Source organism: Streptomyces sp. NPDC059169 (genome assembly GCF_042755225.1).
GTDB lineage: Bacteria > Actinomycetota > Actinomycetes > Streptomycetales > Streptomycetaceae > Streptomyces.
In genome coordinates this window covers 178,094-194,480 of the sequence record NZ_JBHZCF010000012.1, presented here as the reverse complement: position 1 = coordinate 194,480, position 16,387 = coordinate 178,094, and the positions used below count along the sequence as shown (strand labels likewise).

At 69.8% G+C, this 16,387-nt stretch carries 13 protein-coding genes; 9 read left to right on the top strand and 4 right to left on the bottom strand.

Annotation, left to right across the window (positions count from 1 at the left end; translation table 11 throughout):
- Positions 1-5 precede the first annotated feature (5 nt).
- Complete coding sequence (gene lexA, locus ACFXOM_RS22870; protein WP_384944201.1) at positions 6-800, bottom strand: transcriptional repressor LexA; 795 nt, start codon at positions 798-800, stop codon at positions 6-8.
- A 492-nt stretch (positions 801-1,292) separates the two neighbouring features.
- Between lexA and nrdR the strand changes: the two genes are divergently transcribed.
- Both nrdR and ACFXOM_RS22860 read left to right on the top strand, forming a co-directional pair.
- Positions 1,293-1,805: a transcriptional regulator NrdR gene (gene nrdR, locus ACFXOM_RS22865; protein ID WP_384938345.1), complete on the top strand. Its 513-nt coding sequence runs from the start codon at positions 1,293-1,295 to the stop codon at positions 1,803-1,805.
- Between the two features lie 157 nt (positions 1,806-1,962).
- Positions 1,963-4,860 carry a vitamin B12-dependent ribonucleotide reductase gene (locus tag ACFXOM_RS22860; protein ID WP_384938347.1) on the top strand — a complete coding sequence of 966 codons (2,898 nt, stop codon included), beginning with the start codon at positions 1,963-1,965 and terminating at the stop codon, positions 4,858-4,860.
- A 146-nt stretch (positions 4,861-5,006) separates the two neighbouring features.
- Here the strand turns inward: ACFXOM_RS22860 and ACFXOM_RS22855 are convergent, their stop codons facing one another.
- Complete coding sequence (locus ACFXOM_RS22855) at positions 5,007-5,537, bottom strand: TerD family protein (protein WP_384938349.1); 531 nt, start codon at positions 5,535-5,537, stop codon at positions 5,007-5,009.
- Positions 5,538-5,844: 307 nt separating this feature from the next.
- Between ACFXOM_RS22855 and ACFXOM_RS22850 the strand changes: the two genes are divergently transcribed.
- The 4 genes from ACFXOM_RS22850 to ACFXOM_RS22835 all read left to right on the top strand — a co-directional run bounded on the left by ACFXOM_RS22850 (position 5,845) and on the right by ACFXOM_RS22835 (position 10,365).
- Positions 5,845-6,450 carry a YdbC family protein gene (locus tag ACFXOM_RS22850; RefSeq protein WP_384938351.1) on the top strand — a complete coding sequence of 202 codons (606 nt, stop codon included), beginning with the start codon at positions 5,845-5,847 and terminating at the stop codon, positions 6,448-6,450.
- Positions 6,451-6,805: 355 nt separating this feature from the next.
- Positions 6,806-7,465, top strand: a complete 660-nt coding sequence (locus tag ACFXOM_RS22845; protein WP_384938353.1) for a histidine phosphatase family protein — start codon at positions 6,806-6,808, stop codon at positions 7,463-7,465.
- Between the two features lie 12 nt (positions 7,466-7,477).
- Positions 7,478-8,380 carry an ADP-ribosylglycohydrolase family protein gene (locus tag ACFXOM_RS22840; RefSeq protein WP_385039014.1) on the top strand — a complete coding sequence of 301 codons (903 nt, stop codon included), beginning with the start codon at positions 7,478-7,480 and terminating at the stop codon, positions 8,378-8,380.
- 200 nt (positions 8,381-8,580) lie between these two features.
- Positions 8,581-10,365, top strand: a complete 1,785-nt coding sequence (locus tag ACFXOM_RS22835) for a DUF4153 domain-containing protein (protein ID WP_385039011.1) — start codon at positions 8,581-8,583, stop codon at positions 10,363-10,365.
- 113 nt (positions 10,366-10,478) lie between these two features.
- Here ACFXOM_RS22835 and ACFXOM_RS22830 read toward each other — a convergent pair whose 3' ends face one another.
- Positions 10,479-12,032 carry an MFS transporter gene (locus ACFXOM_RS22830; RefSeq protein ID WP_385039008.1) on the bottom strand — a complete coding sequence of 518 codons (1,554 nt, stop codon included), beginning with the start codon at positions 12,030-12,032 and terminating at the stop codon, positions 10,479-10,481.
- A gap of 125 nt (positions 12,033-12,157) precedes the next feature.
- Here ACFXOM_RS22830 and ACFXOM_RS22825 point away from each other — a divergent pair, with 125 nt between their 5' ends.
- From ACFXOM_RS22825 to ACFXOM_RS22815, 3 genes are all read left to right on the top strand, one after another.
- Positions 12,158-12,784 carry a TetR/AcrR family transcriptional regulator gene (locus ACFXOM_RS22825; RefSeq protein WP_384938361.1) on the top strand — a complete coding sequence of 209 codons (627 nt, stop codon included), beginning with the start codon at positions 12,158-12,160 and terminating at the stop codon, positions 12,782-12,784.
- A 74-nt stretch (positions 12,785-12,858) separates the two neighbouring features.
- On the top strand, positions 12,859-13,569 hold the full coding sequence (locus ACFXOM_RS22820) for a ribonuclease HII (RefSeq protein ID WP_384944196.1): 711 nt from the start codon (positions 12,859-12,861) through the stop codon (positions 13,567-13,569).
- 105 nt (positions 13,570-13,674) lie between these two features.
- A complete protein-coding gene (locus ACFXOM_RS22815) occupies positions 13,675-14,295 on the top strand; it encodes a hypothetical protein (protein ID WP_384938365.1) in 621 nt (206 codons plus the stop codon).
- 237 nt (positions 14,296-14,532) lie between these two features.
- Here ACFXOM_RS22815 and ACFXOM_RS22810 read toward each other — a convergent pair whose 3' ends face one another.
- Entirely contained in the window at positions 14,533-15,162 is a 630-nt protein-coding gene (locus ACFXOM_RS22810; protein WP_384938366.1) for a hypothetical protein, read from the bottom strand.
- Positions 15,163-16,387 lie beyond the last annotated feature (1,225 nt).

Here is a 16,387-nt window from a genome sequence, read left to right as displayed (position 1 = left end):
CGTCCTCACACCCGTCGGAGCACCGCCACCACCTTGCCGAGGATCGTCGCCTCGTCGCCAGGGATCGGCTGATAGGCCGCATTGTGCGGGAGTAGCCAGACGTGGCCGTCCTCCCGCTTGAAGCGCTTCACCGTGGCCTCGCCGTCGAGCATCGCCGCCACGATGTCACCGTTCTCCGCGACCGGCTGGCGGCGGACCGTGACCCAGTCCCCGTCGCAGATCGCGGCCTCGATCATCGAGTCACCGACGACCTTCAGGACGAACAGCTCGCCGTCACCGACCAGCTGCCGGGGGAGGGGGAACACATCCTCCACCGACTCCTCTGCGAGGATCGGGCCACCCGCGGCGATCCGGCCGACGAGCGGGACGTAGGACGCCGCGGGCTTGCCGGTCGTGTCGGTCGGCTGGGTGCTGGGCTGGTCCGAGCCGCGCACCTCGTAGGCGCGGGGCCGGTGCGGGTCACGACGCAGGAAGCCCTTCCGCTCCAGCGCCATCAGCTGGTGGGCGACCGAGGAGGTGCTGGAGAGCCCGACGGCCTGGCCGATCTCGCGCATCGACGGCGGGTACCCCCGGCGCTGCACGGAGTCGCGGATGACCTCGATGACTCGCCGCTGCCGGTCCGTGAGACCGGAGCTGTCCGCACGGATGCCTGGAGGGCGACCGGGCAGCGAGCGCGTGGGTCGCGATGGCTCGGCCCCCTCCGGGGTCGTGACTGCGTCGTTCATGGCATGCACCGGCTCGAATCGGTTCTGGGAGCGGTCCTGGGCAGTGATGGTGGCACTGTCTGCTGTCGTGGTCACGTCGGCCCCTCTCGAGATGGTCTCCCTAGCTGGACAACGGTAGTTGCTTTCGAAAGGTTGCGCCAAACACACGTTCGAGTGAAAAATCGCAGATCGGCTGACGTGTGTATGTGACCAGGTGTATGGACGGGCCTGATGGTCGTCGTGGCGATTCGGGCCGTTACGGTAGCGTTCGACGCCGGGCGGGAAACCGCAGGGCCTACTCCCAGTGTGTCACCAGTGGCCCCGGAATTCGGTGAGCCGCGCGCCTCCCGTACGCTCGTGGCCGGCCGCGGCCCTGCGTGGGCATGTGTGTGCCCCGGCAGGACGCGCCGGGGCGGCAAAGGCGACCAAACCCCAGATCTAGTGGTTGGATTGCCCCGGCCGCCCAGAAGTTGTGGTCCCGGGTCCGGTAAGGCTGCGGCCATCGCCTATGCTTGTGGCTGCTTCGAGGGGGGTCTGAACACCCCTGCCGGGGCTGTTCAGTCGTGCTGTGAAGGAGGGTTGGGAGCCGTGCACTGCCCCTTCTGCAGGCACCCCGACAGTCGTGTCGTCGACAGTCGGACCACCGATGACGGCACGTCGATCCGCCGTCGCCGTCAGTGCCCCGACTGCTCCCGTCGGTTCACCACGGTGGAGACAGCCTCACTGATGGTGATCAAGCGCAGCGGGGTGACGGAACCCTTCAGCCGTACCAAGGTCATCTCTGGTGTGCGCAAGGCGTGCCAGGGGCGGCCGGTCACCGAGGACGCCCTCGCTCAGCTCGGCCAGCGGGTCGAGGAAGCAGTGCGCGCCACCGGCAGTGCCGAGCTGACCACCCACGACGTGGGACTGGCCATACTCGGCCCCCTGCAGGAACTCGACCTCGTCGCGTACCTGCGCTTCGCGTCCGTGTACCGAGCGTTCGACTCGCTCGAAGACTTCGAGGCCGCCATCACGGAGCTCCGTGAGCAGCGGCCGCCCGCAGAGGAGCGCGGGCCCGGCGTGACCCCGGAGGTCCGCGTGCCCGCCAGCGCCGCAGACTGACCGGCCGGGGTCCGTTCAACGGGTCCATCGATCGGCCGCAGAGCGGCAGGAGACCAGCTACGGGGGCTGTGCGCGGCGCCCGAGGCGAAGACAGAAACACGTGTCCCGGGAAGATCTGGGCACTTCAGGGCGTTTTTGCCCGTATATGGGAGGCGGCATGACAGAGACGACGAGCGGCCCGGCACGAGGCTCCCGAGGCAAGGGGTCCAAGGCTGCAGCGGCCCGGCAGGGGCTGCGCATCGAGCGCGTCCACACCACCCCCGGCGTGCATCCGTACGACGAGGTGGCTTGGGAGCGCCGTGACGTCGTCATGACCAACTGGCGCGACGGCTCGGTCAACTTCGAGCAGCGTGGCGTCGAGTTCCCCGAGTTCTGGTCGGTGAACGCGGTCAACATCGTCACCAGCAAGTACTTCCGCGGTGCTGTCGGCACTCCGCAGCGCGAGGTGAGCCTCAAGCAGCTCATCGACCGGATCGTGAAGACGTACCGGAAGGCCGGCGAGGACCACCGCTACTTCGCTTCGCCCGCTGACGCGGAAATCTTCGAGCACGAGCTGGCGTACGCACTCCTGCACCAGATCTTCAGCTTCAACTCGCCGGTGTGGTTCAACGTCGGCACGCCCCAGCCGCAGCAGGTCTCCGCCTGCTTCATCCTCTCCGTCGACGACTCCATGGAGTCGATCCTCGACTGGTACAAGGAAGAGGGGATGATCTTCAAGGGCGGCTCCGGTGCCGGCCTGAACCTCTCCCGCATCCGTTCGTCCAAGGAACTGCTGTCCTCCGGCGGCAACGCCTCGGGGCCGGTCTCCTTCATGCGCGGCGCCGATGCCTCGGCAGGAACGATCAAGTCCGGCGGAGCCACCCGCCGTGCCGCCAAGATGGTCATCCTGGATGTCGACCACCCGGACATCGAGGACTTCATCGAGACCAAGGTGAAGGAAGAGGAGAAGATCCGCGCGCTGCGCGACGCGGGCTTCGACATGGACCTGGGCGGCGACGACATCACGTCCGTCCAGTACCAGAACGCCAACAACTCGGTCCGGGTGAACGACGAGTTCATGAAGGCCGTCGAGGCCGGCGGGACGTTCGGCCTGCGTGCGCGGATGACCGGTGAGGTCATCGAGGAGGTCGACGCCAAGTCCCTCTTCCGCAAGATGGCCGAGGCCGCCTGGGCGTGCGCCGACCCGGGAATCCAGTACGACGACACCATCAACCACTGGCACACCTGCCCCGAGTCCGGCCGGATCAACGGCTCGAACCCGTGCAGCGAGTACATGCACCTGGACAACACCTCGTGCAACCTCGCGTCGCTGAACCTGATGAAGTTCCTCAAGGACGACGGCCAGGGCAAGCAGTCCTTCGACGTCGAGCGCTTCACCAAGGTCGTCGAGCTGGTCATCACGGCGATGGACATCTCCATCTGCTTCGCCGACTTCCCCACCCAGAAGATCGGCGAGAACACCCGTGCCTTCCGCCAGCTCGGCATCGGCTACGCCAACCTCGGAGCCCTGCTGATGGCGACGGGGCACGCGTACGACTCGGACGGTGGCCGCGCCCTGGCCGGCGCCATCACCTCGCTGATGACGGGCTCGTCGTACCGGCGCTCCGCGGAGCTCGCCGCGGTCGTCGGTCCGTACGACGGCTACGCCCGGAACGCCGAGCCGCACAAGCGGGTCATGAAGCAGCACGCCGACGCCAACGCCCGGGCCGTCCGCATGGACGACCTGGACACCCCGGTGTGGGCCGCTGCGACCGAGGCCTGGCAGGACGTCATCCGCCTCGGCGAGAAGAACGGATTCCGTAACTCCCAGGCCTCCGTCATCGCCCCGACCGGCACCATCGGTCTCGCGATGTCCTGCGACACCACCGGTCTGGAGCCCGACCTCGCCCTGGTCAAGTTCAAGAAGCTGGTCGGTGGCGGCTCCATGCAGATCGTCAACGGGACCGTCCCGCAGGCATTGCGCCGCCTCGGCTACCAGCAGGAGCAGATCGAGGCGATCGTGGCCCACATCTCGGAGCACGGGAACGTGGTCGACGCCCCCGGCCTGAAGACCGAGCACTACGAGGTCTTCGACTGCGCCATGGGCGAGCGCTCGATCTCGGCGATGGGCCACGTGCGGATGATGGCCGCGATCCAGCCGTGGATCTCCGGCGCACTGTCCAAGACGGTCAACATGCCGGAGTCGGCGACCGTCGAGGAGGTCGAGGAGATCTACTTCGAGGCGTGGAAGATGGGCGTCAAGGCGCTCGCGATCTACCGCGACAACTGCAAGGTCGGCCAGCCGCTCTCCGCCAAGAAGAAGGAAGAGAAGAAGGAGATCGCCGAGAAGGCGGAAGAGACCATCCGGACCGCGGTCGAGAAGGTCGTCGAGTACCGTCCGGTCCGCAAGCGCCTCCCCAAGGGCCGTCCCGGGATCACCACCTCCTTCACGGTCGGCGGCGCCGAGGGCTACATGACCGCCAACTCCTACCCGGACGACGGCCTCGGCGAGGTCTTCCTGAAGATGTCCAAGCAGGGCTCGACGCTCGCGGGCATGATGGACGCCTTCTCCATCGCCGTCTCGGTCGGCCTGCAGTACGGCGTGCCGCTGGAGACGTACGTCTCGAAGTTCACCAACATGCGCTTCGAGCCGGCGGGCATGACGGACGACCCGGACGTGCGGATGGCGCAGTCGATCGTCGACTACATCTTCCGTCGCCTGGCGCTGGACTTCCTGCCCTTCGAGACGCGCTCGGCCCTGGGCATCCACTCAGCCGAGGAGCGTCAGCGCCACCTCGAGACCGGTTCGTACGAGCCCGCCCTCGACGACGAGGTCGACATGGACATCGAGAGCCTGGCCCAGTCCGCCCCGCGCGAGCAGGAGACGCTGAAGGCGGTCCCGTCGAAGGCCGAGGTGCCCGCCCCGAAGCAGGCGCACACCTCCGCCGAGCTCGTCGAGATGCAGCTCGGTATCAGCGCTGATGCACCGCTGTGCTTCTCGTGCGGCACGAAGATGCAGCGTGCCGGCTCCTGTTACATCTGCGAGGGCTGCGGCTCTACCAGCGGCTGCAGCTGATCCGCGGCGTCACCGTGCGGTGATTCCCCGGTCGAGGAGGTGGGGCCGACCGCTCGGCTCCACCCCCCCCCGCCACCCGAGGGCGGGTACCGGTACTGGTACCCGCCCTCGGGCGTCGCGCAGGGCTGCGTGCACCGTGTCCGGTGTCAGAAGGCGGCGGTGCCCAGCAGATCGGCGAAGCCCGCCGGATCGGTGTTGAACCCGTGGACCGCGGTCCGCAACTGCCAGGCGCCGGCGCCGTCTCGGGTGAACTCCGCGAACGTCGCGGCGGTGGCGCCGGGGACGCCCGAGAGGTCGTCGCTCGCGAGCTCGGTGTGCCCTTCGGCTATCCGCACGCCCGTGTTCGGGATGTCGGCGAAGGTCTTCTCCCCCGTGTGCTGCTGGATGAGCACGCCCACCACGACCCGTGCGTACTCCTCCGCCAGCCGGTCGAGCTCCAGGGTCATCACCTCGTCCGCGCCGAAGCCCTGACCGGTCCGGCTGTCCCTGTTCAGGGTGATGGTCCCGTCGGGCGAGCGGCTGCCGAAGTGGACCAGGTAGACGGGCTTGCCGTGCGGGGCGTCCGCCGTGAAGGTCGCGGCGACGATGTCGAGGTCGTGGTCCGGGGCACCGATGGGACTGGGGTCCCACTGGAGCGTCACCTGGACCTTGCGGAGCCCCTTGCTGAGACTGCTCACCCGAACTTCCCTTCCTTGTGGACGGCCGTCGGGGGTAGCTGTCGGCGGACGACGGTGCTCACCCGGGGCACCGGTCCAACTCCCCCTGGATGGAGCCATGGTGTCATGGCGTCAGGAGGTCTGCGTGGGTGCGGTCCGTCCTGGTCCGACGCTCCGGGCGTTCCCGGTGTCGGCCCTGCTCGGGAGGCACGGACGGGGGATTCGCCCGGTGGGGCTGCGGCGATCATTCCGTGTCCAAAGGAGATCGGGGGGCATCGCGTTCTGCGGAGAGCGGCCCCGGTTGCGTTCCGCGCCGTACGATGGCGCGGTGCTGGTCAAGTGGATTCGCTGCACTGTCGTGGACCGTCGGGGCTTCGAGCGGGGGCAGCGGAAGTGGGCGGGGCTGCTGGGTGAGCCGGGATTCCGGGGACAGGGCGGTGGGTGGAGCAGAGGACGTCGCGACGTCGCGCACGTCTTCGCGTTCTGGGAGACCCGCGCGTTCTACGACTCCTTCATGGCGCGCTCGCACGATCGGCTCGCCGGGGCGCAGTCGGGCACGTTCAGGAACACCCAGGTGAAGCTGTTCGACTACCGCTTCGACGTCAAGACCGGCTTCGAGCCCCGCTTCACCGATGCCGATGTCGTCCGGGTGGCGCACTGCCGGGTGCACGAGCACCGGGTCGAGCACTTCTCGCTGATGCAGGCCAAGGTGTGGAACCCGGCGATGGCAGGATCACCGGGCATGGTGCGTGGGATCTTCGGCGAGGCACCGGGGAACGAGTTCCTGGTGCTGTCGATGTGGCAGTCGGCCGCGGAGCACGGAAAGTACCGGGCGGAGCGGGTGGAGCGGCTGTCGCTCCGTGCGCAGACCGAGGCCGACGTGGCTGCCCTGGCCGGCGACGTGGTGGACCTCGAAGCCTCCTGGACGGTGTGATCGGCGTCCCGCGGGGAGCGCGGGGCGAGGGCGCTGCCCGGCCCCCGCTACGTCGACCCGCCCGCCGCGCTCGGCTGCGGGCGGGAGCACGGACGAGTGGGAGCACGGATGAGTGGGAGCGCCCCGGCGTGCGTGCGGGTCGGGGTCACGGCGTGCGGGAGACCGGGCCAAGTGGTCCCCGCGAACACCTGGGGTCCGGTCTCCTGGAGGTCCCCGGCGGGCAACCGAGGAGTCCCGGTGTGGTGGTGAGCGCCTCTCCGACCGCGCCCCGGAGGTGTCGCGCCGCCGGACGGACATATCGGCCGGACGCGGACCGACTGCCCGGGCGGGACCGTCCGGATCTAGGGTTTGTGGTGTGACACGACCACGCCGCATCGTCCTCCTCCGGCACGGTGAGTCGGCAGGGAACGCCGACGACTCGGTGTACGAGCGGGTGCCCGACCACGCACTGCGACTGACCGAACGCGGGCGTGACCAGGCAGCGGCGACCGGGGAACGTCTTCGTGAGCTGTTCGGCCGGGAGCGGGTCAGCGTCTACGTCTCGCCCTACCGCCGCACCCTGGAGACCTTTCGCGAGCTCCGCCTCGACCCGGCCCTGGTGCGAGTGCGGGAGGAACCGCGCCTGCGCGAGCAGGACTGGGGGAACTGGCAGGACACGGAGGACGTCCGCCTTCAGAAGACCTACCGAGACGCCTACGGGCACTTCTTCTACCGCTTCGCCCAGGGGGAATCCGGCGCCGACGTGTACGACAGGGTGGGAGCGTTCCTGGAGAGCCTCTACCGCAGTTTCGAGGCGCCCGACCACCCGCCGAACGTGCTCCTCGTCACCCATGGACTGACCATGCGCCTGTTCTGCATGCGCTGGTTCCACTGGTCGGTCGCCGAATTCGAGTCCCTGTCCAACCCGGACAACGCCGAGACGAGAACGCTGCTGCTGGGCGACGACGGGCGGTACAGGCTGGACAGGCCGTTCGAGCGTTGGCGCACGCCCGGGGAGGACGAGCCCACCGGATAGAGTGGCGGTGCGATGACCGCTGACTCTTCTCTCGACCGGCGCTTCGAACGCGCCCTGGCCAGCCTGCGCGGGCTGTCCGTGGGAGACGCCCTGGGCTCCCAGTTCTTCGTCCCCTCCAACTATCCTCTCCTGAAGCGCCGCGAGCTGCCGCCAGGCCCATGGCAATGGACCGACGACACCGAGATGGCCTGCTCCGTCCTGGCCGTGCTCGCCCACCACGACAGGATCGATCAGGACGCGCTCGCCCGCTCCTTCGCGGAGCACCACGACTTCGACCGCGGCTACGGACCCGCGGTGAACCGGATGCTGCGGCTGATCCGGGAAGGCGGTGACTGGCGTGAGCTGGCTTCCGCACTCTTCAACGGCCAGGGTTCGTGGGGCAACGGGGCCGCCATGCGCATCGCCCCGCTCGGTGCCTGGTACGCCGATGACCCCGAGCAGGCGACCCACCAGGCGGAGATCTCCTCGTACACCACCCACCAGCACCGCGAGGCCGTGGTGGGGACCATGGCCGTCGCCGCTGCCTCCGCCCTCGTCGCCGCCCCGGAGGGGCCGCCGACGCCCGTCCAACTGCTGGACGGAGTGATCGCCCTCGTACCGCGCAGCGCGGTGGGAGCAGGGCTGCGCCGGGCCCGCGACATGCTCGACTACGGCGACGCGGGAACGGTGGCCGCCGTGCTGGGCAGCGGTCGCAGGACGAGCGCTCAGGACACGGTTCCGTTCGCGCTCTGGTCAGCTGCCCGGGCGCTGGGGGATTTCGAGCAGGTCTTCTGGACGACGGCGCAGGTCGGTGGTGATGTCGACACGACCTGCGCGATCGCCGGGGGCGTGGTCGCGGCTGCCGGACAGCCGCCCGAGGCATGGCTGGAGCGGACCGAGGCACTGCCCGAGTGGGTCCCCGACCGCACCCGCTGACCCGTCGGACCCGTTCGAGCCCGAGCCTCTCCCCACTGTCACGGTCCTGCCACAGAGCACCTGCCGCCCGATCGACGCCCGCCCCGGCGGGCTAGCCTCTCGCCCACGCCGCCGCGTTGATCATGACGGGTGCGCGCCGACGAGGCGCCGGGACGTATGTGCGGCCACCGGGCCCCCACGGTCCCGGCTGGGAGGGGCCCATGCCAGACATACCGCCCGTACCGGGTGAGCCGGACACCGGGCCGGAACCGCAGGAGCCGTCCGACAGTGTCCCGCAGGGGCAGCGGGGCGACGGGGACGCGGCCCGAGGCGGGGGCGACGGATCCGGTCCCGGGACGCCTCAGGGGAGCGGGGCGCAACCGGTCCCTCCGGTGCCGAACGTGCGACAGGGGTCGGCGCAGTACCCGCACGCCCACCCGGACCAGCCGTGGCCCCCGCCCGTGCGGGCGCCCCAGCCCTGGCTCGCGTCCATACGCCCCGAGCCCGCCGGACGCGTGCGCTGGGCGACGCTCTGGTGCGCCCTGGGCACCGCGCTGCTCAGCACCTGGCTGCTCGGAGACGGGCTCGGACCGAACCTGCTGATCGTCGCCCTGGGCGTCGCGGGCGCCGCCCACGCCGCCGCTTCCCGGGCAGGACGCCGCCTCCGGCCGTGGACGGCGGTCTGGGTGGCGGGCAGCCTCGTGCTCCTGGTCGTCCCCGCACTGCGGGACGCGGGCTGGCCCACCTTCCTCGCGGTCGTCTCCTCCCTGGCGCTCGGATCGCTCGCACTCCACGGTGGCCGCTCCTGGTCCGGGATCGTGTTCGGATCGGTGGGCGTGCTCGACTCACTGGTCACGGGCCCGGTCTGGGGCTTTCGAGGGTTGCGGGAGCACACCGGAGGGTCACGCGGCCGCTGGGGAGGCGTCGTACGCACCGTCGTGGTGGCGGCCGTGCTGCTCCTGGTGTTCGGCGCACTGTTCGCCGGCGCTGATGCCGCCTTCGCCGATCTGCTGGGAGAACTGACCCCGGACGTCTCCGCATCCGACGCCCCGTGGCGCGTCCTCCTCTTCCTGCTCGGACTGGCCGGCGCCCTGGCCGCGGCGCACACGGCGGCCGCCCCGCTCCGCTGGGACCGGCTGAGCCTCTCCGTCGGTCGAGCCAGGGGACGGATGGAATGGGCCGTTCCCCTGATCGTCCTCGACCTGCTCTTCGCCGTCTTCATCGCCGTGCAGCTCGCCGTCCTGTTCGGTGGCTACGACAAGGTGCTGCGCGAGACGGGTCTGACCTACGCCGAATACGCACGCCAGGGCTTCTGGCAGCTCCTGTGGGCCACTCTGCTCACCCTGGTCGTGATCGGCCTCGCCCTGCGGTGGGCGCCGCGGGACGGTGCTCGCGACCGCACCCTGGTGCACGGTGTGCTCGGCCCGCTGTGCGTTCTCACCTTGATCGTCGTGGCGTCCGCGCTCCGCAGGATGGACCTGTACGTCGATGCCTACGGGCTGACCCGACTGCGGATCTCGGTGGCGGCCATGGAGCTCTGGCTGGGCATGGTGATCGTGCTGATCGTCGCGGCCGGGCTGTTCGGGGGCCGCTGGCTGCCGCGTGCCGTCGCGGCCAGCTGTGCGGCCACCGTACTGGCCTTCGGCCTCGCGTCGCCCGACGCTCTGGTCGCCGAACGCAACGTCCAGCGCTACGAGAACACCGGGAAGATCGACATCGGCTACCTGAAGGGCTTGTCCGCGGACGCCGTTCCCGCCCTCGACACGCTGCCCGAGCCGCTCCGCTCGTGTGCCCTGGAAGACGTCCAACGCGATCTGAGGGATGCGAAGCCGCCGTGGTACGCGACCAGTTGGGGACAGGAGCGAGCCCGGAGGATTCTCGCCGAGCGACCTGCCGTCGACGGACCGGCGGCATGCCCGCCGGGTGGGCGCCACGGAGGACTCTCCGACGAGCACGACGGCGGTGCAGGAGCCGGAGACTACGACCCAGGAACCGGCATGGACTGACCGGGGAGTGGTGTGTTCCGTCCCCCCGTGGGACGGAACACACCACTCCCCGGAGGGGGCCCGTGTGCCGTCCCGTTCGGGGCGCAACCGGTCCCTCCGGTGCCGAACGGGCGTCAGGCCACGGGGCCGCTCGCTCCGGCAGCGCCGCTGAGGGCCTCGAGATCGCTCTTGCGCACCCGGATCACCAGCAGGGCCGTGACCAGGGCCAGGCACACCATGGCCACCGCGGCCACGAACGAGGTGGATATGCCTTCTGTCAGTACGTCGTGACCCCAGGGCGCCGGCAGTTCACGGGTACTCGCGAACTCGGCGCGCTGCTCCGGCGTCGCCTGCGCCAGGAACGACGGCACCTGCTTCGCGGCCTCGTCGCGGCTGGCCGTGCCGAACACCGTGACCAGGATGGACAAGCCGAGGGACCCGCCCACCTGCTGCGTCGCATTGAGCAGCCCGGAGGCTGCGCCCGCTTCGTGCTGGGCCACGCCCGACACGGCGGTGAGCGTCAGCGTCACGAAGTTGAGGCCCATGCCGAAGCCGAACAGCAGCATGGGCCCGAGGATCCCGCTCACGTAGGAACTGTCCGAACTGATCAGCGTCAGCCAGAAGAGCCCCGTTCCGGTGAACGCCGAGCCGGCGACCATGAACGGTTTGGGACCGAGCACCGGCAGGAGCCGCTGCGCGATGCCGGCGCCGGTGATGATCGCCGCCGTGACCGGGAGGAACGCCAGACCGGAGGAGATGGGGCTGTAACCGAGGACGTTCTGTACATACAGCACGATGAAGAAGAACATGCCGAACATCGCCGCGGCCAGGCTCAGCATGATGACGTAGGTGCCCGACCGGTTCCGGTCGGCGAACATCCTGAGCGGCGTGATCGGTTCGCGGGCCCGTGCCTCGACGAGTGCGAAGGCGGCGAGCAGGACGACCGCCGCACCGAACGACCCCAGGGTGAGAGCGTCCCGCCAGCCCTCTTCCGACGCACGGATGAACCCGTAGACGAGCGAGGCCATACCGGCGGTCGAAGTGAGGGCTCCGGCGACGTCGAAGCGGCCGGGGTGGCGTTCCGACTCGTTGATGTACAACGGGGCGAGGAACGCGATCAGCAGGCCGATCGGCACGTTCACGAAGAACACCCAGCGCCAGTCGAGCCACTCGGTGAGCATGCCGCCGGCCAGCAGGCCGATGGCACCGCCGCCTGCGGACACGGCTGCGAAGACGCCGAACGCCCTGTTGCGCTCCGGACCTTCGGGGAAGGTCGTCGTGATCAGTGCGAGTGAGGTCGGCGAAGCGATCGCACCCCCCACGCCCTGCAGTGCGCGTGCCGCCAGCAGTTGCCACGGTTCCTGGGCTATGCCGCCGAGGAGCGAGGCGAGGGTGAACAGCAGGATGCCGGTCATGAACACCCGCCGCCGGCCCAGGATGTCCCCCGCGCGGCCACCGAGCAGCAGGAGCCCGCCGAACGTCAACGTATACGCGCTCAGGACCCACGAGAGGTCCGTGGTGGAGAAGCGCAGCGCGTCCTGGATGTGCGGCAGCGCGATGTTCACAATCGTCGCGTCGAGTACCACCATGAGTTGGCACGCGGCGATGACGGTCAGGGCGATTCCGGGACGGCCCTCCCGGCGAGCTGCCCCCGAGGTACGTGGTGTTCCCAGCTGAGAGGTTGTCACTATGGATCCCCCACACGTGTGTTAGTGAACGGAGGCGTTCACTGCGACGTCAACGGTAGTGAGTCCCCAACAGTGGACGCAAGCGTTCACTGGAGCTGCCGCACTGCGGCAATGGAGAGTTGTTGATGGTTACTTCGCGATCTGCGGCCGCCACCAGGCCGCAGTCGGCGCCCCTGCGTCGCCGTGGACCCGTGCTGGAGCGCGCGATCCTCGACGCCGCGCTCGAGCAACTGAGCACGGTCGGATGGAACGGCCTCACGATGGAAGGGGTCGCTTCGGGCGCGCAGACCGGCAAGGCCGCGGTCTACCGTCGCTGGCCGTCGAAGGAGGACCTCGTCGTGGATGCCCTGCAGGCCGGGCTTCCCGCTTTCGGGGACGCTCCCGATCACGGGAACGTTCGCGACGACCTCTATCAGCTCTGTCTGCGGGTGCGGGCCGCGATGTACTCGAAGCCCGGGTTCGCCCTCCGCTCAGTGCTTCACGAATGTGATGCGTCCACCGCCGCGCGAGTGCAGTCGTTGGTCGTCGGGGGCGTCATCGAGCCCTCGGCAGACCTCTTTCGGAAGGTACTAGAGCAAGGTGTTGAGCGGGGTGAGGTGCGGTCCGATGCCATGGATGACATGGTTTTCGATGTGATCCCGGCGATGCTGATGTACCGCTCCAAGGTGTGCGGAAGCGAATGGAGGGAGAGGGATATCGCCGAGATGGTCGACCGGGTCGTGGTACCGCTGGTGCGTGCCCGGGTCGGGTGACGGCGGGTGGTGGACCGAAGATCGGGGATCCGGGGTGTTGTCGCCGGTCGGAGCGGCGTAACCTGTCTGGCGCCATGCCGTACGAACCACCCACCCACACCGTCGAGCGTTCGCTCCGGGCTACCACCGGTGCCAAGATCATCGCCGGGGTCGACGAGGTCGGTAGGGGGGCGTGGGCCGGGCCGGTCACGGTGTGCGCCGCCGTTACCGGGCTGCGCAGGCCCCCGACCGGGCTCACCGACTCCAAACTGATCAGTCCCAAGCGCCGCACGGAGCTCGCGGGGCAGCTGCAGGAGTGGGTCACCTCGCACGCCCTCGGTCATGCCTCTCCGGAAGAGATCGACGATCTCGGAATGACCGCCGCGCTACGCCTGGCCGCCGTGCGTGCGCTCGACGCGCTACCGGTGCGGCCTGACGCGGTCATCCTCGACGGGAAGCACGACTACCTGGGTGGGCCGTGGACGGTCCGTACGGTGATCAAGGGGGACCAGTCGTGCGTTGCTGTCGCTGCTGCCTCGGTGATCGCCAAGGTGCACAGGGACGAGCTGATGGCCGACCTCGCTCGGGAGTCAGCGGTCTGTGAACCGTTCGGGTTCGCCGAGAACGCGGGCTATCCCTCGCCGGTGCACAAAGCGGCGCTTCAGGAACTCGGCCCCACTCCGTACCATCGGCTCTCCTGGGCCTACCTCGACGCCCTGCCTCGGTGGCGGCACCTGAAGAAGGTCCGGGTCTCCGCGGAGGCGGGCGCTCTGGAAAGCGGGGGCCAACTCGGCTTCGATTTCTGAACGCAGTCGGCTGACCACCGCCGCATGCCGGCCCGACGAGCTCGGTCGTACTCATGTGCCCACCCGCTGGTGTCGACCGCACCGGCGTTTGATAGATATCCACTCATGCCTCTCATCCCCGAGGAGCCTCAGATTCACGAGAGTGCCCAGGGTCCCCGCGTCACTCCGGCCGCCGGCCGTACCGCGCCGACCCCTCGCCCCGTACCCGGTCCGCGTACTGCGGCTGCACCCCGCCCCGGACATCCGGGGCCCGGTTCGGTCCGGCCCGCACCGCCTGCGCAACGCGTGCCCGTCTCCGCTGCGCAACCCTCGACGTCCCGGCCGGAGAATCGTTCCGTGCCGCAGATCCAGCTCATCCCCGCCTCTTCGGAGGGTGCGCTCGACGCCGCCGGCGAGGCGGTCGACCTGCTGCTCGACTCCGGTCGTGCTCCGGGCGACATCCTCGTCATCACCACCGGGGAGCAGCATCCCTGGGCCGCGCACGAGCTGTCCTTCGGCGAGACCGCCTACTGGGCACAGCACGACGCGGGGGACGACGTCTTCTACGCCGACGCCGCTGCGGTGAGTCGTGCCACGGCCCGGCCCGTGGTCGTCGTCGCCGTCAACGGCGGCAGTGATGACGGCGCCGTCCGGGCCCTGCCCGTAGCCCTGAGCCGCGCGAGCGCGCTGCTCATCGTGTGTGGTGACCCGGAACGCATCAACGCGGTGCTCGGCGCGACAGTCTGAAGCGGACGGCGCGGCGCCGGAGGACACGGCCCCGGCCGGACGCCGCCCCGGGCTCCGTGCCCGAGGCGCGGCCGGGCCACGGCCCCGCCTCGGGCGGAGCCCGGGACGGCGTCCGGAGGTGCTGTCCGTGTGACCCTGTGTCGCGGGCGACTGACCGTGCCCCCGTACGTCACACGGCAGGCACGCCCGGTGCGTGCCTGCCGGAGCGGCGGAGGGGCTGCGGTTGCGTGCCGCGGCTCACCGCGCCGCAGTGCGGCGGAGCGCTTCGGCGGCACCGCTTGCGGTACGCAGTGGTACCGGACCGGGATCTGCGACGATGTCCGCGAATGTGCCCGGCCGTGACGCCGAGTTGGGGCGGCGCCCACCGCGTCCCTCGCCCAACACCTGCCAACCGCCGCGGGTGAGGGTGATGTACGCACCACAGCGCAGGCCGTGCAGGGTGCACGCGTCGCGGAGCCCCCACATCCATGCCCCGTCCTCGTCCGTCCAGCGTTCGTCGCCCTCGCGGCAGTAAAGCAGTACGGCCGTGCGCACCGGAGTGCGGCGACGCAGGTCGTGCGGGACGACTCGGCGGAGATGTGCCAACAGCGCGTTGCGGAACTCCCAGCCGTCGGTGGGTACCGGTCGCCGGAGGAACGAGGCACTCGCGATCAGCCGTTCCTCATGGTCGAGCACAGCGACCACGGCCGTGGACGGCGTCGGTTTGTGCCGGACGTGCAGGCCGCTCACGACCTCGCGGGGGTTGCGCAGCAGCGGTATCCCGGCTGCTGTCCACTCGGCGGGCTGGAGCAACCTGGCGAGGCGGCTGGATGAGTCGGCCGGTCCGTTGAGCGAAGCGGCTGCGGACGGAGCGAATCCGAAGGTCACGGTCCTCCCTTCGCATACGCGCCCACAGTGCGGGCAGGGTCGGGTGAGGGCGCACCGCGGCACAACCCTGAGTGACCACGACCGGGCCGTGCGGGGGGCGCTTTCAATTCTTGCGGGCTGGCGGGCAGGCGGCAACGAGCAATTGAGACCGCTGACTGGAATGAGATGAAATGGTGCTCATATCCCTGCCCTTCCGGGCCTGTTGTTACGCGCCATTCACCTGCCAACAGCGGGGACCAAGGCAAACGGGCGTTCGGAACCCGACGAAGCGGCCGGCCGTTGCCCTCGGACCCGTGTGTGACGTCGGCTTGTTGTCTGCTGGAACCCCGGCCGAAGGTCGTCGGGCGACGGAAAAATGACTCCCCGTGAGCTCGGCGAGACGCGCCCTCCGTTGCGCGGGTGGCTCCGGGCCGCTCGCCTGCACCGGAGCGCGTCTCACCGACCGTCGTGCCGTCATCTCCGCGCCACGTTCTTCGGTGTCGCCCGCGGCTTCGGCGATGTCTCGGCGTGCAGGAGCGCAGCGGGCGCCTGGGTGTGGTTCGGCCTCGCCCACCGGACTTCGTGAGGTGCTACGGCAGGGATTCCACACGGATCGGGTCCCGCCGCCGAGGCACTCGGCGGCATCAATCTGATGGGTTCGACATGAACGTCGCCCCGACGCCGGCCCAGGGTCCGACGGTCCGGTCCGCCACGAAGCCCGGCACCTCGGCGACTCGATGCGAAACGGTGGCTTGTGGCCGCCAGTTCGCGAACTCGAGCGAGCGGTCGGTGATCGGCTGAACGCGGGTGCGACCAGGGAGTCATGACGTCACCTCCGTCGGAGGGCTCTGCGTCGCCGAGAACTTCAGTGGACGCAAGGAGAAAGGGCGTCGGCCGGTCTCCGGATACCCGGAGCACGTGCGATGAGCGGGCAGGACAGGGGCTCCGCGGGGCCGGCCGGCGTCCACCGCAGCCTGCAGCGCGTGTCCTGCAGCGCGCCGAAGACCGCGACCGGCTCGCGTTCCGTACGGGGCGAGTGGTGGGGCCGACACCCTCCGACCACGGTGGGGGCCCCGTGCCTTCCCGCGCGCCTTCAGAGATACGGCGGAGGGGAACGTGTCCGCCAATGGCGGGGGGGGGGGGGGGGGGAGGAGGGGGGAGGCGGGGGGGGGGGGGGGGGACGGGCGCCGCCCGCCTCCCCTTCCCCCCGTTCTCTCCTCCTCTTCCTGTTTACGCAAAAGAGAGA